This window comes from Amycolatopsis sp. NPDC051061 (assembly GCF_040682935.1).
Lineage (GTDB): Bacteria > Actinomycetota > Actinomycetes > Mycobacteriales > Pseudonocardiaceae > Amycolatopsis.
The window spans coordinates 267,325-286,111 of record NZ_JBFBBZ010000004.1; the positions used below are offsets into that span (position 1 = coordinate 267,325).

An 18,787-nucleotide genomic window follows, 5' to 3' on the forward strand; every position below is an offset into this window, starting at 1 on the left:
TACAGTTGGGCTCACCGACCTGATCGGAAGGATGATCGAACCCCCGTGTCCCCCCTGCTCACCGCCGGCCAGACGCCGTGCATCACCGACGCGTCCACCTTGTGCTTCCAAGTGTTCAAGGCCACCGGCAACGAGTGGCTGGCCGGCTCGACGAACTGGCTGCTGACCAAGCCGCTGAAGATCCTGATGATCATCGTGATCGCCTTCGTGGTGCGCCTGCTGATCAAGCGGATGATCAACCGGGTCACGACGCTTCCCCGCGGCAACGGGAAGCTCCCCGCCCTGCTGCGCCCCCTGCGCGAGCGCGCCCCCGAAGTGCTCGGGTCCGCCGTGATCGAACGGCGCCGCCAGCGCGCGCAGACCATCGGCTCGGTGCTGAAGTCGATGTCGACGTTCCTGGTCTACGGCCTCGCCTTCATCCTCGTGCTGGGCGAACTGGGCATCAACCTCGGCCCGATCATCGCCTCGGCCGGCATCATCGGCGTCGCGATCGGGTTCGGCGCGCAGAACCTGGTGAAGGACTTCCTCTCCGGCATCTTCATGATGGTCGAGGACCAGTACGGCGTGGGCGACGTCGTCGACGTCGGCGAGGCGACCGGCACAGTCGAGGCCGTCGGCCTGCGGATCACCACGCTGCGCGACCTCAAGGGCACCGTCTGGTACGTCCGCAACGGCGAGGTGCTGCGCGTCGGCAACTCGAGCCAGGGCTTCGCGGTCGCGGTCGTCGACGTCCCGCTCGGCTACACCGCCGACGTCGCGCGCGCGGCCACGGTGCTCGGCGATGCGGCCTCGACCGCGACGGAAAGCGACGCGCTGAAGGACAACATCCTCGAGCCCCCGGAGATGCTGGGTGTGGAGAGCGTCACCGCGGAAGGTCTCCAGCTGCGCCTGACCGTGAAGGTCCGGCCGGGCAAGCAGTGGGCGGTCCAGCGGGCCCTGCGGGCCCAGCTGCTGGCGGCCCTGGAAGAAGCCGGCTTCGACCCCCCGCTCGGCCGGCTGTACTCGAACGCCGCCGCCGCGATCGAGAAGAAGTAGCGCCCGCGGGCCGGGCCGTGGGGTACCTCACGACCCGGCCCGCGTGGTTACGCTGGGAAACGGGTTCGCGACCTTCCGGCGAGGGCGGGACCGGGCGTCGGGAACCCGCACCCGGAGGGCAAAATGGAAGGCGTGTCTGCAGTGAGCGAACCGGCGAACCTCTACGAAGCGGTGGGCGGCGAACCCACGTTCCGCCGCATCGTCGGGCGGTTCTACGAAGAAGTCGCGCGGGACGAGATCCTGCGCCCGCTCTACCCCGAGGAGGACCTCGGCCCGGCCGAGGAGCGCTTCCGGCTGTTCCTCATGCAGTACTGGGGCGGCCCGCACACCTATTCCGACCAGCGCGGGCACCCGCGGCTGCGGATGCGGCACGCGCCGTTCAAGATCGGGCCGATCGAGCGCGACGCCTGGCTGCGCTGCATCCGGATCGCGGTCGACGAGGAGAACCTCGAGGAGCCCTACCGGGGCCAGCTCTGGGCCTACCTGGAGATGGCGGCGCACAGCATGATGAACAGCTTCGTCTGATGAGACCCGACGCCTGGTGGCAGGACGCCGTCTTCTACCAGGTCTACGTGCGCTCGTTCGCCGATTCGGACGGCGACGGCGTCGGAGACCTGGAAGGCATCCACTCCCGGCTCGGTTACCTGGAGCTGCTGGGCGTCGACGCGCTGTGGCTGACCCCGTTCTACCGTTCGCCGATGGCCGACCACGGCTACGACATCGCCGACCCGCGTGACGTCGATCCGATGTTCGGCACCCTCGGCGACTTCGACGTCCTGCTGACCGAGGCGCACAAGCGCAACATCAAGGTCACCGTCGATGTCGTGCCCAACCACACCAGCAACCAGCACGCCTGGTTCAAGTCCGCGATGGCGGCCAAGCCGGGCAGCCCGGAGCGCGACCGCTACGTCTTCCGCGACGGCGTCGGGCCGACGGGCGAGGACCCGCCGAACAACTGGGTCAGCGCGTTCGGCGGCCCGGCGTGGACGCGGGTGCCGGACGGGCAGTGGTACCTGCACCTGTTCGCGCCGCAGCAGCCGGACCTCAACTGGACCAACCCCGAGGTCGCCGCCGACCTGGAACGCACCCTGCGCTTCTGGCTCGAACGCGGCGTCGACGGCTTCCGCATCGACGTCGCGCACGGCATGGCCAAGCCGCCCGGCCTGCCGGACATGGACCCGCGCGCCGACGCGCTCGGGCCGAGCCACTACTACGACCCGCGCTGGGACTACGACGGCGTCCACGAGATCCACCAGATGATCCGCAAGGTGCTCGACGAGTTCCCGGACGCGATGGCCGTCGGCGAGATCTGGGTGACCGACGAGGAGCGGCTGTCCCGGTACCTGCGGCCCGACGAGCTGCACCTGGCGTTCAACTTCCGCCTGGTCATGACCCACTTCGACGCGGACGCGATGCGCACGGCCATCCAACGTTCCCTGACGGTGCCGGCGAAGGTCGGCGCGCCCGCGACCTGGACGCTGGGCAACCACGACGTCTGGCGGCAGGTCAGCCGCTACGGCGGGGGCGCCGCGGGCGTCCGCCGCGCGCGGGCGATGGCGCTGGTCGAGCTGGCGCTGCCCGGCGCGGTCTACCTGTACAACGGCGAAGAGCTGGGCCTGGCCAACGTGGACATCCCGGTTTCGGAGATGGCCGACCCTCGTGCGAAGACCAGCGGGGCCGAGTTCGGGCGGGACGTCTCCCGGGTGCCGCTGCCGTGGGAAGGCGACCTGCCGCCGTTCGGGTTCTCCCGCAACCCGCGGACTTGGCTGCCGATGCCGGGCGAGTGGGCCGGGTTGACGGTCGAGAAGCAGATCGAGGACGCCGACTCGACGCTTTCGCTCTACCGGCAGGCGATCGAGCTGCGGAAGACCCATCCGGCGTTCGCCGGCGACGAGCTGGAGTGGTACGGCGCTCCGGCCGGCTGCTTCGCGTTCCGCCGCAAGAGCGGCGGGCTGGTGTGCGCGCTGAACACGTCCGCGAGCCCGATCGCGCTGCCGCCCGGTGAGCTGCTGCTGAGCAGCAGCCCGCTGGTGGACGGGAAGCTGCCGGCGGACGCGGCCGCTTGGCTGGTCTAGCGGGGAACCCAGCGGCCGGGCTCGACGACTTCGGCCGCCGTGGGCACGGAGGCGCGCGCGATCTGGTTGACGCGCTGGTGCGACAGCCCGAGCAGGTCGGCGATCGCGCGTTGCGGGATCTGCCCGTTGAGCGTGGCGACCAGGCGGGCGCGGACGCCCTCCCGCCACTCGGTCACCTCTTCGGCGATCCGGGCCGCCTCCTGGTACTGCCGGACGAGGTCGGTCGCGTCCGCGTCGTCGAACTCGTAGCGCCACCGGAGGTAGAACCGCTCGGGCGGGAGGCCGGTCTGGTTCGCGACGATCTTCCGCATGCCGGGATCGACGTCGCCGAACTCCTTGAACGCACCGGTGACGCCGTCGAGGTCGTCGGTCACCTTCGCGGTCCAGACGCCGGCTTCGCGGGTCACGGTCACGGTGAACGCCGGGAACTTGATCAACTGGCTCACCTTCCGGGAAGGCGCGGACTGTAACCAATCGGTCACGGGGCTGTCAACCGTTCTGGTCGCCCGAGCCGTCGTCGAAGGCGCCGCTCGCCAGCCACGCGACGAGGGCCGCGGCCTGGAGGTAGGGCGCCGCGTGGGCGGCCGCCCGGCCCGCCGCTCGCGTGCGGCCCCACCTCTCAGGACGCTCGGCGCGCTCCAGCGCCTGCTCCCCCGGCTGACGCTCGCGGCGCCAGGGAGTTTCCGAAGCGCGGACCTCCGCGAGGAAGTCCGCGGTCGGGTCCTCGTCCGGGGTCATGCCTCCAGCGTGCCACCGCTCGGCTCGAACGGGGGCAGCCGTAAGGAATCCGTCAGAACAGCAGCGGCAGCAACGCGTGCCGGCGCCGCACGATCGCGCCGTACCGCGCGTCGAGGCGCAGCCACGAGTCCGTCGCCGTCACGCGGACGACGTCACCCTCCACGTCCGAATCCACAAAACCCATGCCGGACATCGCGAACAGGCAACGCATCTGGATCTTGATCTCCACCGAGCCGCCGGTCACGGTCAACACCGCCTGGTCCATCAGCGACGCCGGCGGGTTGCCGTGCGGGCCGGCGTTGTCCCTGGCCAGGGTCACGCCGCGGTCGGCGAGGTCCGCGACGACGGCCGCCGGGAGCTCGTCGACCAGCTGCCAACGGCCGGGCGCGGGCAACTCGCCCTGCCACAGCAGGTCCCGGGCCGGGCCCGGATCCATCTTCGGGCCGCCCGCGACCGTCAGCGCCGCCAGCAGCTCGTTGCCGGACACCGTGACGTCGCCGGGGGTGACGTCGCCGGCCACCGCTCGGGTGGCCAGGCACTCGAACGGCGTCGCCGTCCAGGCCTCGACCACGCCGTCACCGCGCTGCCGCAGCCGGACGGCCGTCTGGCCGTCCAGCCGGACCGCGCGGGCGACGAACGCACCGAGGGTCTCCCGGTCCGCCGCGTCCGGCACGAACAACTCAGGCATCCGCGAACCCCTGCTTCAGAAACTCCGACTCGGGCGGGCTGAGCCTACGCGGCCGCAACGCGACCGTGTCGTACGGCGCCAGCACCGTCTCCGCCGTCACCGCGACCGGGTCGGACTCGGCCGGCCCGGTGTGGACGCGGTAGGCCAGCGTGAAGCTCGCCGCGCGCAGCTCCGTCAGGTCGATGCCGACGCGCAGCTCCTGCCCGGACACCACGATCGGTGCCTTGTAGGCCACCTCCAGCTTGACCACCACGATGCCCTTCGGCAGCTGGTCGAGCCCGGCCTCGACGGCCCCCTTGAACAGCAGCGGGATGCGCGCCTCTTCGAGCAGCGTCACCATCTTCGCGTGGTTGATGTGGCCGTAGACGTCCATGTCCGTCCAGCGCGGGCGGACGTGCGAAACGTAGGTCACCGCACCGTGCTCCGGATCTGCCGGGCCGCCACCGAAAGCGTCGCGAGGTCGAGCCGGCCGGACTTGTGGATCTCGTCCAGCGCGACGCGGGCCCGCTGCAGCCGGGACGCGTTCGTCTTCTCCCACTGGGCGATCTTGGCGTCCCCGGATGAGCCGGGATCGCTGTGCCGCAACGCGTCCAGCGTGATGGCCCGCAGCGAACCGTAGACGTCGTCGCGCAGCGAAAGCCGGGCGAGCGCGTGCCAGCGGTTGCCGCGTTCGAGCGCGCTGATCTCGGTCAGCATCTTGTCGACGTCCAGGTGCGCCGAGAGCGCGTAGTACAGCTCCGCCGTCTCCGCCGGGCTGTGCGGGGCGTCCACGCCGACCTGCTGCTCGGCGAGCTCGGCCACCTCGGTGACGTCGAGCAGCCCGTAGGTGTGGAGCAGCAGCGAGACGCGGCGGGCCAGGCCATCGGGCACGTTCGCGGCGATCAGCTCGTCCACGTGCTTCTGCACCGACTCCGCCTCGCGGCCGCGCAGCAGGTCGCCGATCTTCGGCACCAGGTCGCCGAGCACGCGGCCGAAGCGCTTGATCTCCGACAGCGGCGCCAGCGGCTGCGGCCGGTTGGTGAGGAACCAGCGCGCGGCCCGGTCGAGCAGCCGCCGCGTCTCCAGCACCATCGCGTCGGCGACGTCGGTGTGCACGACGTTGTCGAGCGCGTCGATCTCCGTCCACAGCGCCGGCAGGTCGAACACCCGCGTCACGACCGCGTACGCGCGCACCGCGTCGGTCGCGGTCGCGCTCATCTCCTCCATCAGCCGGTAGACGAAGGAGATGCCGCCGCCGTCGACCACCTCGTTGGCGATCATCGTGGTGATGATCTGGCGGCGCAGCGGGTGCTCGCCGATCGCGTCGGCGAACCGCTCGCGCAGCGGCTTCGGGAAGTACTCGGACAGCCGGCCGGCGAACACCTTCGAGTCGGGCAGGTCGCTGGCGAGCAGCTCGTCCTTCAGCTCCAGCTTGACGTGCGCGAGCAGGGTCGCGAGCTCCGGCGACGTGAGGCCCTTGCCCGCCTTCTCCAGCTCGCGGAACTCGGAGTTGCTCGGCAGCGCTTCGAGCTTCCGGTCGAAGGCGCCCGCGGACACCAGCGCCTGGACCTGGCGCGCGTGCACCGACACCATCGGCGCGGCGTGCGCCCGGCTGACGCCGAGGACGGCGTTCTGCCGGTAGTTGTCCGCCAGCACCAGCGCGCCGACCTCGTCGGTCATCTCCGCCAGCAGCTCGTTGCGCTGGGCCTCCTCGAGCTTCCCGGTCTGCACCAGGTGATCGAGCAGGATCTTGATGTTGACCTCGTGGTCGGAGCAGTCGACGCCGGCCGAGTTGTCCAGCGCGTCGGTGTTGATCTTGCCGCCGTTGCGGGCGAACTCGATGCGCCCCAGCTGGGTCAGGCCGAGGTTGCCGCCCTCGCCGAACACCTTGACGCGCAACTGCTTGCCGTCGACGCGGATGGCGTCGTTGGCTTTGTCGCCGGCGGCCGCGTGGGTTTCGCTCTCCGCCTTGACGTAGGTGCCGATGCCGCCGTTCCACAGCAGCTCGACCGGCGCCAGTAGGATCGCCTGGATCAGGTCCATCGGCGCGAGCGCCTTGACGTTCTCGTCGAGGCCGAGTGCCTCGCGGACCTGCGGGCTGACCGGGATCGACTTCGCCGTGCGCGGGTAGATCCCGCCGCCTTCGCTGATCAGCGACCGGTCGTAGTCGTCCCACGAGCTGCGCGGCAGGTCGAACAGCCGGCGGCGCTCGGCGAACGTCGCCGCCGCGTCCGGGTTCGGGTCGAGGAAGACGTGCATGTGGTTGAACGCGGCGACCAGCCGGATGTGCTCCGACAGCAGCATGCCGTTGCCGAAGACGTCACCCATCATGTCGCCGATGCCGACGACGGTGAAGTCCTCGGCCTGGGTGTCCTTGCCCAGCTCGCGGAAGTGCCGCTTGACGCTCTCCCAGGCACCCTTCGCCGTGATGCCCATGGCCTTGTGGTCGTAGCCGACCGAGCCGCCGGAGGCGAACGCGTCGCCCAGCCAGAAGCCGTACTGCCCCGAGACCTCGTTGGCGATGTCGGAGAACTTCGCGGTGCCCTTGTCGGCCGCGACGACCAGGTACGAGTCGTCGGCGTCGTGCCGGACGACGCCCGGCGCGGGCACGGTCTTGCCCTCGATCCGGTTGTCGGTCAGGTCGAGCAGGCCGGAGATGAACATGCGGTAGCAGGCGATGCCCTCGTTGAGCTGGGCGTCGCGGTCGATGCTGGCGTCACCGGTCGCGGACGGCGGGCGCTTCACGACGAAGCCGCCCTTCGCGCCGACCGGCACGATCACCGCGTTCTTCACCGCCTGCGCCTTGACCAGGCCGAGGATCTCGGTGCGGAAGTCCTCGCGGCGGTCCGACCAGCGCAGGCCACCGCGCGCGACCTCGCCGAAGCGCAGGTGCACGCCCTCGACGCGCGGCGAGTACACGAAGATCTCGAACCGCGGCCGCGGCTCGGGCAGGTCGGGCACGCCGGCCGGGTCGAGCTTGATCGCCAGGTAGGTCCGCGGGTTCCCGTCGGTGTCCGTGACGTGGTAGTTCGTCCGCAGCGTGGCGCGGATGACGGCCATCAGCCGGCGCAGGATGCGGTCTTCGTCGAGGCTGGTGACCTCGTCGATCATCGCGCTCAGCTCGCTGCCGAGCGCTTCGGTGGCGGCTTCGCGATCGGCGTCGCCCAGCTTCGGGTCGAAGCGGGCTTCGAACAGCCGCAGCAGCTTCGTCGCGACCTGGGTGTGGTTCAGCAGCGTGTTCTGGATGTAGTCCTGGGAGAACGCGCTGCCGGCTTGGCGCAGGTAGCGCGAGTACGCGCGCAGCACGGCGACCTGGCGCCAGGTCAGCCCGGCGCGCAGGACCAGGCCGTTGAGCCCGTCCACCTCGGCGTCGCCGCGCCAGGCAGCCTCGAAGGCGTCCTGGAAGCGGCCGCGCAGCTGGTCGACCGCGTGGTCGTCGCCCTCGTCGAGCATCTTCTGGGCGACGCGCAGGCCGAAGTCGTAGATCCAGCAGGCGCCGCCGTCCGCGCGGTGCAGCTCGTACGGCCGTTCGTCCACCACCTCGACACCCATGGCCTGCAGCACCGGAAGCACCTTCGAAAGGGTGACGCCTTCGCCGCGCAGGTAGAGCTTGAAGCGCCGTTCGCCCGGCTCGGCGTCCGACGGCCGGTAGAACGACAGCGCGAGATCTCCCTCGTCGGTCAGCGAGTCGAGGGAGCGGAGGTCGGCCAGCGCCTCTCCGGCCGAGAAGTCCTCCTTGTAGCCCTCCGGGAAGACGCTCGCGAAGCGCTGGCCCTGCTCGGTCGCCGACTCCTCCCCGAGGACGCCGACGGCCACGCCGCCGTCCGACCGCTCGCGGCGTTCGTCCAGGACCGCCTCGACCATCCGGTCGTCCCAGCTGCGGACGGCGTCGTTGAGCCGGTCCTGGATCTTCGCCGTGTCCGGTTCGAGCCGGCGCGCGGGGTCGGTGTGGACCATGAAGTGCACCTGCGCCAGGACGGTCTCGCCGATCCGGGCGCTGTACTCGAGCTGGGTGCCCTCGAGCTCTTCGAGCAGGACTTCCTGCATCGCCAGCCGCGACCGCGTCGTGTAGCGGTCCTGCGGGAGGTAGACGAGGCAGGAGTAGAAGCGGCCGTACGGGTCGCGGCGCAGGAACAGGCGCAGCCGGCGGCGGTCGGACAGCGTGATCGCGCCGGTGGTCGTCGAGTACAGCGAGTCGGTGTCGGCGGAGAACAGGTCGGCGCGCGGCCAGTTCTGCAGCACCTCGAGCATCCGCTGACCGGAGAAGGACTCCATCGGGAACCCGGCGCGGTGGATGACCTCGCGGACGCGGTTGCACACCACCGGGATGTCGAGGACGTTCTCGTGCAGCGCGGTGGTGGTGAACATGCCGAGGAAGCGGTGCTCGCCCGTGACGGTGCCTTCGCCGTCGAAGGTCTTCACGCCGACGTAGTACGGGTAGACCGGCCGGTGCACGGTCGAGGGCGCGCTCGCCTGGGTCAGCACCAGCAGCGTCGGCGAGAGGGCGGACGCGGCGGTGTCCGGGCCGGCGGTGAGGCCGCGGGCGGCCAGGCTGTCCTGGCGCAGCACGCCGAGCCCGGAGGCCAGCACGGCGCGCAAGGCCGGCTCGTCCGAGTCCGGGTGCGGGTTGTCGACGAGCTCGTAGCGGCGGTAGCCGAGGAAGGTGAAGTGGCCGTCGGCCAGCCAGCGCAGCAGGCGGGCGCCCTCGGCGACCTCGGCCTGCGGCAGGTGCGGCGGCTCGGTTTCCAGTTCGCTCGCGAGCTGGCAGGCCGTCTGGGCCATCTTCTCGGCGTCCTCGACGACCTCGCGGACGTCCCCGAGGACGCTGGAGAGGCGGTTGTCGAGCTCGCGGGCCCGGGTCGGGTCGGTGACGAAGTCGATCTCGATGTACATCCACGACTCGGCGGCCGAGTTCGCGGGCGGCTCGGCCGGGTCGGCGTCGGGGTGGACTTCCTGGAGCTCGCCGGTCAGGTCGCGGCTGACGACGACGATCGGGTGGACGATCCGCTGCACCTGCACGCCGTCGCGGGCGAACTCCGCCGCGATCGAGTCGACCAGGTACGGCATGTCGTCGGTGACGACCTGCACGACGGTGGCTTCGCGCGCCCAGCCGTCTTCGGCGACGGTCGGGTTGAGCAGCCGCACGGCCGGGCGGCCGGGCATCCGGGACTTGGCGAGCTGCAGGTGCGAGCGCACCGCGCCGACCAGGTTGACGGGCTCGTCGCCGACGATCTCTTCGGCCGGGATGTGCCGGTAGTAGAGCCGGACGAGCTCCCCGATCTCCGGCGCCAGGCCGGCGGCGGCGTCGATCAGGTCGTCCCTGATCTGCTCCGGGCTGGCCGGGGAACGCCGGCCGAATTCGGGTTCGGCGTCGGCTCCGGTTCCGGGTAGGGACGAGACTCCGGTCGAGCTCATTCGAGGCAACTCTCCAGTATTCGTGAGGTGGCACCGCGCCGGTTCGGCGTTGAACCCGGCCACCCCACACTAATGCGCCGCGGTCGGGGAACACATGAAGACCCGGGGGTTCCCCAGTGTCGGAAAACCCTTCCGGGCCAGCGGATTCGCGTGATCGGTCAAGCTACTGACGGGTTGCGTTCCGGGGTTCCGCGCGGCGCTGACCAGCCTGCCTCGGGGGGCGTTGCCCGACGTGGGGCCAACATGATCGGTTCAGCTGAGATGAGCCGGTGCCGTTCGGCGAACGTTGTCGGCCGGTCGGCGACGCCGGGGTGCGACGGACGCCACTGCGGCCGGCCCCCGGCAGGTCGGCGACGAATAGGGGTGTCTCGCCGACCGGGGCGGCCGGGTGGGCGGCGGGGTGGGCGGATCCGGCAGTTCGGCGACGGGCGCGGGTGGTTCGGCGCCGAGGTTCGCGGGAGTGAAACGGCGACGGCTCGCCGCGCCATGCGGCGCGAGCTGCCGAGCCGGCGCCGCACGAACTCGGCACTGAAGCGCCGGATCCCGGCCTGGGACGTCTTGAATGAGTCACTCAGGTCTTGGGAGGTCCTGAAGGACTCATTCAAGACACCAGCGGGGGTTCGGTCAGTCGCCCGTGCCGTGGCGGCGGGAGTCGCCGACCTCGGCTCCGTGCCCGTTGCGGCCGTGGCCGTTGCGGCGGCCCGTGTCCTTCGACCCCAGCTGCTTGACCAGCGCGGCCGCGCTCGCGGTGCCCGCCTGGTGCTCCGCCAGCGCGCGGGCCAGCAGGTCGGCGAGACCCGCGTCCGGTGGAGGCTCGTCCTCCGCGATGGCGCGCGCGTAGCTCTCCGGGAACGGAGCCGTCGCCGGCGTCCAGTGGCCGAAGTCCTCCATCGGCTCCAGCGACGGCGGCATCCTCAGCCGCGGCAGCCAAGGCTCGGCTTCGTCGCGGTAATCCGGCGCCGACGGCGGCTCGTCCTCCGGCCGCGGCGGCGGGGCCAGCTCCGGCTCCGGACGCCGCGGGGTTTCCTCGCCGGCCGCGGTTTCGCGCGGGCTGTCCGCGTCCTCCGCCCGGCGACGGCCCCCGCTCGCGCCGCCCGACGACGAGATCCCGAGCCGGTCCAGCACCGACCGGGCGGCCTCCGAACCGTGCTCGGCGTCGTGCCGGGTCGACGGCTGCGGTTCGCGCCGCGCCTCCGGCTCCCACGGCTCCCGCTCGGCGGCGGGCTCGGGCGCGAGCGGCAACGCCGGCGTGATGCGCGTGGGCGCCGACTCGCGTTCGGCGGCGGTCTCCCGCAGCCGTGATTCGGCGAGCGCCGCCCAGGAGAACTTGGTCTTCCCGTTCTCGGCGGCCGCGGGCCGCGGTTCCGGCTCGCTCCGGCGCTCGGCCGGCGGCTCGGTACGCCGCTCCGGCGCCGGCTCGGCCCGGAACTCCGGCTCGCGAGGGCGCTCGGCCGGGACTTCGGGTGCCGACCGCACTTCGACGGGTTCCGGCTGACGGCGGCGCCCCGGTGGCGGGGCGTCGGACCGCACCTCGATGGGTTCCGGCTGACGGCGGCGACCCGGCTGCGGGGCCTCGGACCGCACCTCGATCGGCTTCAGCCGGACCGGCGACGGCGGCCGCTCGACGACCACCGGCTCCATGACCACTGGCTCCGGGCGTACGCGAGGCTCCGCGGGCTCGTCCCGCACCGCCGGCATCACCGACGTCTCGGCCGCGTCGGCGGTCACGCGCGGCCGTTCGAACGACCACGCGGGTGCCGGCTGCCGCGGCTCGGGCTTCGGGGTCTCCTCGCGGCCGAACGACCAGGCCGGCGTCCGCGGCGAGGGCTCCGGAGCGACCGGCTCGACGGCGGCAACCGGAGCCGGGGCAGCGGGAACGGCCACCACCGCCGGGACGACCGGGACCGGCCGCGACGGCACCGCCTTCAGCACCTCGTCGAGGTCGACCGACGCGGGCTCCCCCGCGCCGAACTCGCCGGCCAGCACACTGCACGCCTGCCGCCGGGCCCGCGCGTGGAGCTGCTCGGCCGCCCGCGAGCGGTACAGGCACGCGATGGCCTCCTCGGCCTGCCCGAACCGCTCCTCCAGCTGCGCCAGCTCCAGCCACAACCGGGCGGTGACCGCGGACAGCCCGTGCCGATCCGTGCTCGCCACGGCTTCGCGGACCAGCTCGATCGCCGCTTCGCCCGAACCCGAAGGCAGGTGGATCCGCGTCGCGACGGCCAGCCGCAGCCAGCCCATCGGCGCGACCCCGGCCGCCCGCACCGGCTCGGCCAGGATCGGCTCGGCGATCTCGTACGCCATTTCGGCGTCGCCGCGGTCGAGCAGCGTGCTCACCAGCAGCAGGACCAGCCGGATCCGGACGAGGCCGCCGTCGTCGGCCGGGTTGTCGAGCTTCTCCAGGAAGCCAAGGCCGGTCCGGGCGGCGTCGGCCGCCGCGGTCAGGTCGCCGTGGCGGCGCCGGTGCGCGGCCGTGCCGACCCGCAGCAGCGCCCGCACCAGCAGCTGGGTGTCGGCGCCCAGGGACTCGTCGCCGAGGACGAGCTTGTCCGCCTCGACGAGCACGCGGTCCAGCTCCGCCTTGCGCCCGATCTGCGCGAGGCCGCCGACGAGGTGGGTCAGCGCGGCGGCGCGGTGCACCGGCGAAACGACCGGATCGGTCAGCACCGGCCGCAGTGCGGCCAGCCCGGTCAGCGGCAGGCCCAGGCTGCGGGCGCACACGGCGAGGTCGATGCGCAGCCGGGCGGCGATGTCGCCGTAGCCGGCGTGTTCGGCCGCGCGCAGCGCCGCGACCGCCCGCCCGACCGTGCCCGGCCGGTCGCCGAGCCGGACGCGCGCGGACACGACGAGGCTCTCGGCCCGGATCCACTGCTCATCGGCGCCGGCGGCTTCGGACAACGCCGCCGCGCGCTCGCCGAGGACCAGGGCGAGCTCGGGGGCCCGCAGGTGCAGGGCGTCCGCCCGCTCGATCAGCCGTCCGACTGCGGAGAGGGTTCCCCCGGCATTGGCGGAGCGCCCGCCCTCCATTCGGGAGGACAGGCCCGTCCGGTGCTGCTTGCTGGCTTCCACGGGGAAACCCGCCCCCTCAGTCGCGGGTCAGCTTGCGGTGGGTGACACGGTGCGGGCGGGCGGCCTCGGCGCCCATCCGCTCCACCTTGTTCTTCTCGTACCCTTCGAAGTTGCCCTCGAACCAGAACCACTGCGAGGGGTTCTCGTCGGTGCCTTCCCAGGCCAGGATGTGCGTCGCGACCCGGTCGAGGAACCACCGGTCGTGGGAGATCACGACGGCGCAGCCGGGGAACTGCTCCAGCGCGTTCTCCAGCGAGCCCAGCGTCTCGACGTCCAGGTCGTTCGTCGGCTCGTCGAGCAGGATCAGGTTCCCGCCCAGCTTGAGCGTCAGCGCCAGGTTGAGCCGGTTGCGCTCACCACCGGAGAGCACGCCCGCCGGCTTCTGCTGGTCCGGGCCCTTGAAGCCGAACGCGCTGACGTACGCGCGCGACGGCATTTCGGTCTGGCCGACGTGGATGTAGTCCAGCTCGTCGGAGACGACCTGCCAGACGGTCTTCTTCGGGTCGATCCCACCGCGGTTCTGGTCCACATAGGACAGTTTGACCGTCTCGCCGATCTTGACGACGCCGTCGTCCGGCTCCTCGAGCCCCACGATCGTCTTGAACAGCGTGGTCTTGCCGACGCCGTTCGGGCCGATCACGCCGACGATGCCGTTGCGCGGCAGGTCGAACGACAGGCCGTCGATGAGGACGCGGTCGTCGAAGCCCTTCTTGAGCTTCTCGACCTCGACCACGACGCTGCCCAGGCGCGGGCCCGGCGGGATCTGGATCTCTTCGAAGTCGAGCTTGCGGTGCTTGTCCGCCTCCGCCGCCATCTCCTCGTAGCGGTCGAGGCGCGACCGGGACTTGGTCTGGCGGGCCTTGGCGTTCGACCGGACCCACTCCAGCTCGGTCTTCAGGCGCTTCGCGAGCTTCATGTCCTTCTTGCCCTGGACCGCGAGGCGTTCCTGCTTCTTCTCCAGGTACGTCGAGTAGTTGCCTTCGTAACCGACGAGGCGGCCGCGGTCGATCTCCATGATCCACTGGGCGACGTTGTCCAGGAAGTACCGGTCGTGGGTGACGGCGAGGACGGCGCCGGCGTAGCGGGAAAGGAACTGCTCCAGCCACAGGACACTCTCGGCGTCCAGGTGGTTGGTGGGCTCGTCGAGCAGCAGCAGGTCCGGCGCCGACAGGAGCAGCTTGCACAGCGCGACGCGGCGGCGCTCACCACCGGAGAGGTGCGTGACACCCTCCTCGGGCGGCGGGCAGCGCAGCGCGTCCATGGCCTGCTCGACGGTCGAGTCGAGCTCCCAGGCGTCGGCGTGGTCCAGCTCCTCCTGGAGCTGGCCCATCTCCTCCATCAGCGCTTCGCTGTACTCGGTCTCCATCAGCTGGAGGACCTCGTTGTACCGGTCGAGCTTGACCTTGATCTCGCCGAGGCCCTCTTCGACGTTCCCCCGGACCGTCTTCTCCTCGTTGAGCTCCGGCTCCTGCATGAGGATGCCGACGGTCGCCCCGGGCTGGATGAACGCCTCGCCGTTGCTGGCCTGCTCGATCCCCGCCATGACCTTGAGAACGGTGGACTTACCGGCACCGTTCGGCCCGACCACGCCGATCTTGGCGCCGGGGTAGAACGCGGTGCTGACGTCGTCGAGGATGACCTTGTCCCCGACGGTCTTGCGCACCTTCTTCATGGTGTAGATGAACTCGGCCATACCGACGATCGTAGAGCGCACCTGATCGCGACCTGACGCCGGTCACCGTCGGACTACCGAAAGTCAGCGCGGGATCACGCCGGGAACACCGAAACCGCCGTTTTGCCCGGCTCCGGCCGAGCCTCACCCTCAACCGGAAGTCGAGACTCAGTCGGCCCGCTTGCCGTCGGCGAGGTTCTTCAGCATCGCGTTGTAGGCGTTCAGCTCTTCGTCACCCGTCGCCGCTTCGCGCCTGTCTCGCCGCTTCGCCTCGCGCTCATCCTGGCGCGACCACTGCACCAGCAGCGCGATCAGCACCAGCAGCACCGGGAGCTCGCCCGCCGCCCAGGCGATGCCGCCGCCGAGCCGCTGGTCGGTCAGCAGGTCGGACACCCACGGCAGGTGCAGCTGGCCGTAGAACGCCTGCCCGATCACGGTCTGCTTGCTCATCAGGATCACGCCGAAGAACGCGTGGAACGGCATCGCGGCGAACATCATCCCGAGCCGGCCGAGGTACGGGATCCGCCGCGGCGCCGGGTCGACGCCGATCACCGGCCAGTAGAAGACGTACCCGGCGAGCAGGAAGTGCGCGTTCATCGCCAGGTGCGCCCAGTGGTAGTTCAGCGCGTTGTCGAAGATGCCGGAGAAGTACAGCGCGTAGAACGAGCCGACGAACAGCAGCAGCGCGACCACGGGGTGGGTCAGGAACCGCGACACCGGCGAATGCACCGCCGCGACGATCCACTCGCGCGGCCCCGGCGGGGCGTCCTTGCCCGCGGCCGGCAGGGCGCGCAGCGCGAGCGTCACCGGCCCGCCGAGCACGAACAGCACCGGCGCCACCATCGACAGCAGCATGTGGTTGCCCATGTGGACGCTGAACATCGCGGGCGCGTACCGGCCGATGCCCGACGACGTCGCGATCAGCAGCACCACGCAGCCGACGATCCAGGCGACCGTGCGGCCGACCGGCCAGGAGTCGCCGCGGCGCAGCAGGCGCTGCACGCCGGCGAGGTACAGCCCGCCGAGCACGAGCGCGAGGGTGCCGTAGACCAGGTCGAAACGGGTGTCGAAGAGCAGCCGCCACACGGTCGGCGCGCCGTCGAGGTTGTAGCCGATCAGCAGCTCGGTGGTCGACGGCTGGGTGACCGCGTCCGCCGGTGGCGGCGTCCTGGCCAGCCCGGACGCGATCCCGATCGTGACGAACATGATCAGGATCTCGACCGCGGCCAGCCGCATCAGCTGGCCGCCGCCCTTGCCGTCGACGAGGTCCGCGACGCCCTTGCGGCGTTGCTGGTGGCCGAAGACGCCGAGCAGCAGCAGCGCGACTGTCTTGGCGATGACCAGGAGGCCGTAGTCGGTGGTGAACAGGTCGTTCAGGCCGATCCGGACCAGCGCGTTGACCACGCCGGAGATCGCCATCACGATCCAGCAGACCAATGCCAGCCGCGAGAACCGCTGCGCGGCCAGGCTCAGGTGGTTCCCGCGCCGGTAGCCCAGCGCCAGCAGCGCGACCAGCCCGCCGACCCAGAAGGACGCGGCGACGAGGTGGAACAGCAGGCTGTCGGTGGCGACGTCGTGCGAGCCGCCGCTGGCGGAGTGGCCGGTCACCGCGACCGGGACCAGCCCGCCGACGGCCAGGAAGAACAGCACCGCCGTCCAGCCCCACGACAGCGCGAGCCGGCAGCCGAGCGCGACGAGGACCGCGATCAGCGCGGTCCACAGCCAGGCCTTCGGCTGCTCGATGGCGCCGACGAGGTCGAGCAGCGTCTGCGGGTCCAGGACCTCGCCGAAGGGCTTCCCGGCGGTGTCCGCGGCGGTGAACGCGACGGAAAGCAGGGCCGCGCCGAACCACACCCAGGCGGCGATCCCGGCCGCGCGCAGGGCGCCGTAGCCCTCCGGGCCGAGCGTGCCGGACTTCTGCGGCGGCACCAGGAACGCGGCCAGCAGCAGCGACCCGACGCAGATCACCGACGCGGCTTCGGAGAGCACGCGCATGACCGTGATGCCGTACTTGGTGACCAGGCCCGGATCCGGCAGGCCGGCGATGACGTAACCGGCCCCGCCGGTCAGCGCGATCAGCCCGATGGCGACGACGGCGGCCAGCAGCACGCCGACCGCGAGCAGGGGCAGCACACTGGCCCGGCGCTGCGTGGGGACGTCGGATTTCGTCACGCTCTCGCTGGACACGTCCCAGAGGGTATGCCCCGCCCCGGTCAGGCCCGTGTGACGGGCAGGATGGGAGCGTGAAGATGATCCTCTTGCGGCACGCCGAGTCGCTCGGCAACGTCGACGAGCTCGCCTACACGCGGATCCCCGACCACGCCCTGCCGCTGACGGACAAGGGCGAGCGGGAAGCGCTTGCGGCAGGGCCGGAGATCGCGCGGCTGCTCGACGGCGAGCGGCCCGCCGTCTACGTCAGCCCGTACCTGCGGACGCGGGAAACGTTGCGGCTGCTGGACATCGAGGCGTCGTGCGAGCGACTGCTGCAGGAGCCGCGGCTGCGCGAGCAGGACTGGGGCAACCTCCAGGACCCCGCCGGCCAGGAGGTCCAGAAGGCGCGGCGGAACGAGTTCGGGCACTTCTTCTACCGGCTGCCCTTCGGCGAGTCGGGCGCGGACGTCGACGACCGCGTCGCGGCGTTCCTCTCCGACCTGCGCCTGCGCGACGAACGTCACCCGGAGACGGTCCTGATCGTGTCGCACGGGCTCACCGTACGGCTGCTGTGCCGCCGGCTCTTCGGCTGGAGCATCGAGCTTTTCGAATCGTTGTCCAACCCGGGGACGTGCGAGTACCGCGTCCTCGAAGAGCAGGACGGCAAGTGGGCGCTGGATCGCCCGTTCGCGCAGTGGCGGGACTCACCCGACGGGGAAACTCAGCTCTAGCGGCGCGGTCAGCACGACGCGGGTGCCCTGGCCGGGCGCCGAGTCGATGCGCGCGGTGCCGCCGATTTCGGCCATGCGGGCGTGGATCGAGTTCTCGATGCCGAACCCGGCGCGGTGCGCGCCGGCGTCGAAGCCGGTCCCGTGGTCGCGCACGGACACCGTGACGACGCCGTCGTGCTCTTCGAGGCACATGACGGCTTTGACTGTCTTCGCGTGCTTCAACGTGTTTCGCAACGCTTCGCGCGCCGCGTCGTGCAGGGAGTTGACGACGCTCTCGGGGACTTCAGCGGGCTTCGTGAGCGAGACCAGGTCGACCCGCAGGCCTTCCGCCGTCATCTCGACGGCCAGCGCGCCGAGGCGGTGCTCGAGGCCGCCCGGCTCCGCGGGCGCGTCACCGTCGAGGCTCAGCCGCAGGCGCAGGGCGTGCGCGCGGGCGATGCGGCGGACCTGGTCGAGGCTGCCCACCGGGTCGAGGCCGTCCCGGGGCGCCGGCAGCGCGATCGACTCCATCACTTGCAGGACGGTGTCGTGCAGGTCGCGACGGTGCCGCTCGCGTTCGGCGGCGCGGCCGCGCTGCTCCCCCAGCCGGTGCGCGAACCGCATCGCGCCGGCGACGAGCATGACGATCGCCAGCGCCGTCGCGGCCGCCGCGACCAGGGCGAGCACGATCCACGTCGCGGGCGCCGAGGTGCCGGACACCACGGCCATGCCGTAGCGCAGGAACACGGCGCCGGTGATCGCGATCGCCCCCGCCGGGGCGCCGCGCAGCAGCGTCCAGACCATGACCGTGCCCATGATGTTCGGCCAGGTCAGGGCGAGCAGGCCGGGGGCGAACGCCGCCGCGGCGAGGCTCGTGGCGAGGGTGTAGGCGGTGTCGGCGGCGAGCACCGGCCGGATGCCGGTGCTGCGGTGGAAGACCCAGGCCACCTCGGCCAGGTTCGGCACCAGGTAAAGCGCGATGGCCAGACCGAGCACCGGCGCGCCCAGCGAGCCGCCGGCCCAGACCGCTTGCAGGAACAGCGCGAGCCGGAACGCGACCGGCACGAGCACGAGCCTCGGCACCGCTCCCTGCACGAGCGGGAGCCCAGTTCCGCCGGCGAGCGCCCCCGCGCCGCCGAGCAGCACAACCCTCACGACGTCCTCCCGGGGTCAAGGCCCCTACCCTGACCAGCCCACCTGAACTCGTAACGTCGATACATTCATTTCAGCTAACGACACGCTCAGCTTGCCCCGC

13 protein-coding genes are annotated in these 18,787 nt (G+C 71.5%); 4 read left to right on the forward strand and 9 right to left on the reverse strand.

What is annotated here, in order from left to right; translation table 11 throughout:
* The first annotated feature begins 45 nt into the window (after window positions 1-45).
* From AB0N03_RS07760 to AB0N03_RS07770, 3 genes are all read left to right on the forward strand, one after another.
* Window positions 46-1,035, forward strand: coding sequence for a mechanosensitive ion channel family protein (locus AB0N03_RS07760; protein WP_364366993.1), 990 nt, complete (start codon window positions 46-48; stop codon window positions 1,033-1,035).
* Between the two features lie 123 nt (window positions 1,036-1,158).
* The gene (locus AB0N03_RS07765; protein WP_257920085.1) at window positions 1,159-1,560 is read left to right on the forward strand and encodes a globin; all 402 of its coding nucleotides are present in this window, start codon (window positions 1,159-1,161) and stop codon (window positions 1,558-1,560) included.
* Window positions 1,560-3,110: a glycoside hydrolase family 13 protein gene (locus tag AB0N03_RS07770; RefSeq protein WP_364366996.1), complete on the forward strand. Its 1,551-nt coding sequence runs from the start codon at window positions 1,560-1,562 to the stop codon at window positions 3,108-3,110. Before AB0N03_RS07765 ends, AB0N03_RS07770 begins: the two co-directional genes overlap by 1 nt.
* Here the strand turns inward: AB0N03_RS07770 and AB0N03_RS07775 are convergent.
* From AB0N03_RS07775 to AB0N03_RS07810, 8 genes are all read right to left on the reverse strand, one after another.
* The gene (locus tag AB0N03_RS07775) at window positions 3,107-3,547 is read right to left on the reverse strand and encodes a hypothetical protein (protein ID WP_364366999.1); all 441 of its coding nucleotides are present in this window, start codon (window positions 3,545-3,547) and stop codon (window positions 3,107-3,109) included. The two genes, AB0N03_RS07770 and AB0N03_RS07775, sit on opposite strands and share 4 nt — an antisense overlap.
* 52 nt (window positions 3,548-3,599) lie before the next feature.
* Window positions 3,600-3,848 carry a hypothetical protein gene (locus AB0N03_RS07780; RefSeq protein ID WP_364367001.1) on the reverse strand — a complete coding sequence of 83 codons (249 nt, stop codon included), beginning with the start codon at window positions 3,846-3,848 and terminating at the stop codon, window positions 3,600-3,602.
* 52 nt (window positions 3,849-3,900) lie between these two features.
* A complete protein-coding gene (locus AB0N03_RS07785) occupies window positions 3,901-4,536 on the reverse strand; it encodes a hypothetical protein (RefSeq protein WP_364367003.1) in 636 nt (211 codons plus the stop codon).
* The gene (locus AB0N03_RS07790) at window positions 4,529-4,948 is read right to left on the reverse strand and encodes a thioesterase family protein (RefSeq protein ID WP_364367005.1); all 420 of its coding nucleotides are present in this window, start codon (window positions 4,946-4,948) and stop codon (window positions 4,529-4,531) included. The genes AB0N03_RS07785 and AB0N03_RS07790 overlap by 8 nt, the downstream gene beginning before the upstream one ends.
* Entirely contained in the window at window positions 4,945-9,930 is a 4,986-nt protein-coding gene (locus AB0N03_RS07795; protein WP_364367007.1) for an NAD-glutamate dehydrogenase, read from the reverse strand. The genes AB0N03_RS07790 and AB0N03_RS07795 overlap by 4 nt, the downstream gene beginning before the upstream one ends.
* A 624-nt stretch (window positions 9,931-10,554) precedes the next feature.
* Window positions 10,555-12,999 (reverse strand): hypothetical protein, encoded by a 2,445-nt coding sequence (locus AB0N03_RS07800; protein ID WP_364367009.1) that lies wholly within the window; start codon window positions 12,997-12,999, stop codon window positions 10,555-10,557.
* 16 nt (window positions 13,000-13,015) lie between these two features.
* The gene (gene ettA, locus AB0N03_RS07805; RefSeq protein ID WP_364367012.1) at window positions 13,016-14,692 is read right to left on the reverse strand and encodes an energy-dependent translational throttle protein EttA; all 1,677 of its coding nucleotides are present in this window, start codon (window positions 14,690-14,692) and stop codon (window positions 13,016-13,018) included.
* Window positions 14,693-14,839: 147 nt separating this feature from the next.
* A complete protein-coding gene (locus AB0N03_RS07810; RefSeq protein ID WP_364367015.1) occupies window positions 14,840-16,858 on the reverse strand; it encodes a cytochrome c oxidase assembly protein in 2,019 nt (672 codons plus the stop codon).
* 56 nt (window positions 16,859-16,914) lie between these two features.
* On the opposite strand from AB0N03_RS07810, the gene AB0N03_RS07815 reads away from it, so the two are divergent.
* A complete protein-coding gene (locus tag AB0N03_RS07815; protein WP_364367018.1) occupies window positions 16,915-17,553 on the forward strand; it encodes a histidine phosphatase family protein in 639 nt (212 codons plus the stop codon).
* Here the strand turns inward: AB0N03_RS07815 and AB0N03_RS07820 are convergent.
* A complete protein-coding gene (locus tag AB0N03_RS07820) occupies window positions 17,527-18,678 on the reverse strand; it encodes an ATP-binding protein (RefSeq protein ID WP_364367173.1) in 1,152 nt (383 codons plus the stop codon). The two genes, AB0N03_RS07815 and AB0N03_RS07820, sit on opposite strands and share 27 nt — an antisense overlap.
* Window positions 18,679-18,787: the final 109 nt, after the last annotated feature.

Excerpts from the sequence above, each read along its gene's own strand:
- AB0N03_RS07765 (WP_257920085.1), top strand. The coding sequence starts at position 1,159 with ATGGAAGGCGTGTCTGCAGTGAGCGAACCGGCGAACCTCTACGAAGCG.
- AB0N03_RS07770 (WP_364366996.1), top strand. The coding sequence starts at position 1,560 with ATGAGACCCGACGCCTGGTGGCAGGACGCCGTCTTCTACCAGGTCTAC.
- AB0N03_RS07780 (WP_364367001.1), bottom strand. The coding sequence starts at position 3,848 with ATGACCCCGGACGAGGACCCGACCGCGGACTTCCTCGCGGAGGTCCGC.
- AB0N03_RS07785 (WP_364367003.1), bottom strand. The coding sequence starts at position 4,536 with ATGCCTGAGTTGTTCGTGCCGGACGCGGCGGACCGGGAGACCCTCGGT.
- AB0N03_RS07795 (WP_364367007.1), bottom strand. The coding sequence starts at position 9,930 with ATGAGCTCGACCGGAGTCTCGTCCCTACCCGGAACCGGAGCCGACGCC.
- ettA (WP_364367012.1), bottom strand. The coding sequence starts at position 14,692 with ATGGCCGAGTTCATCTACACCATGAAGAAGGTGCGCAAGACCGTCGGG.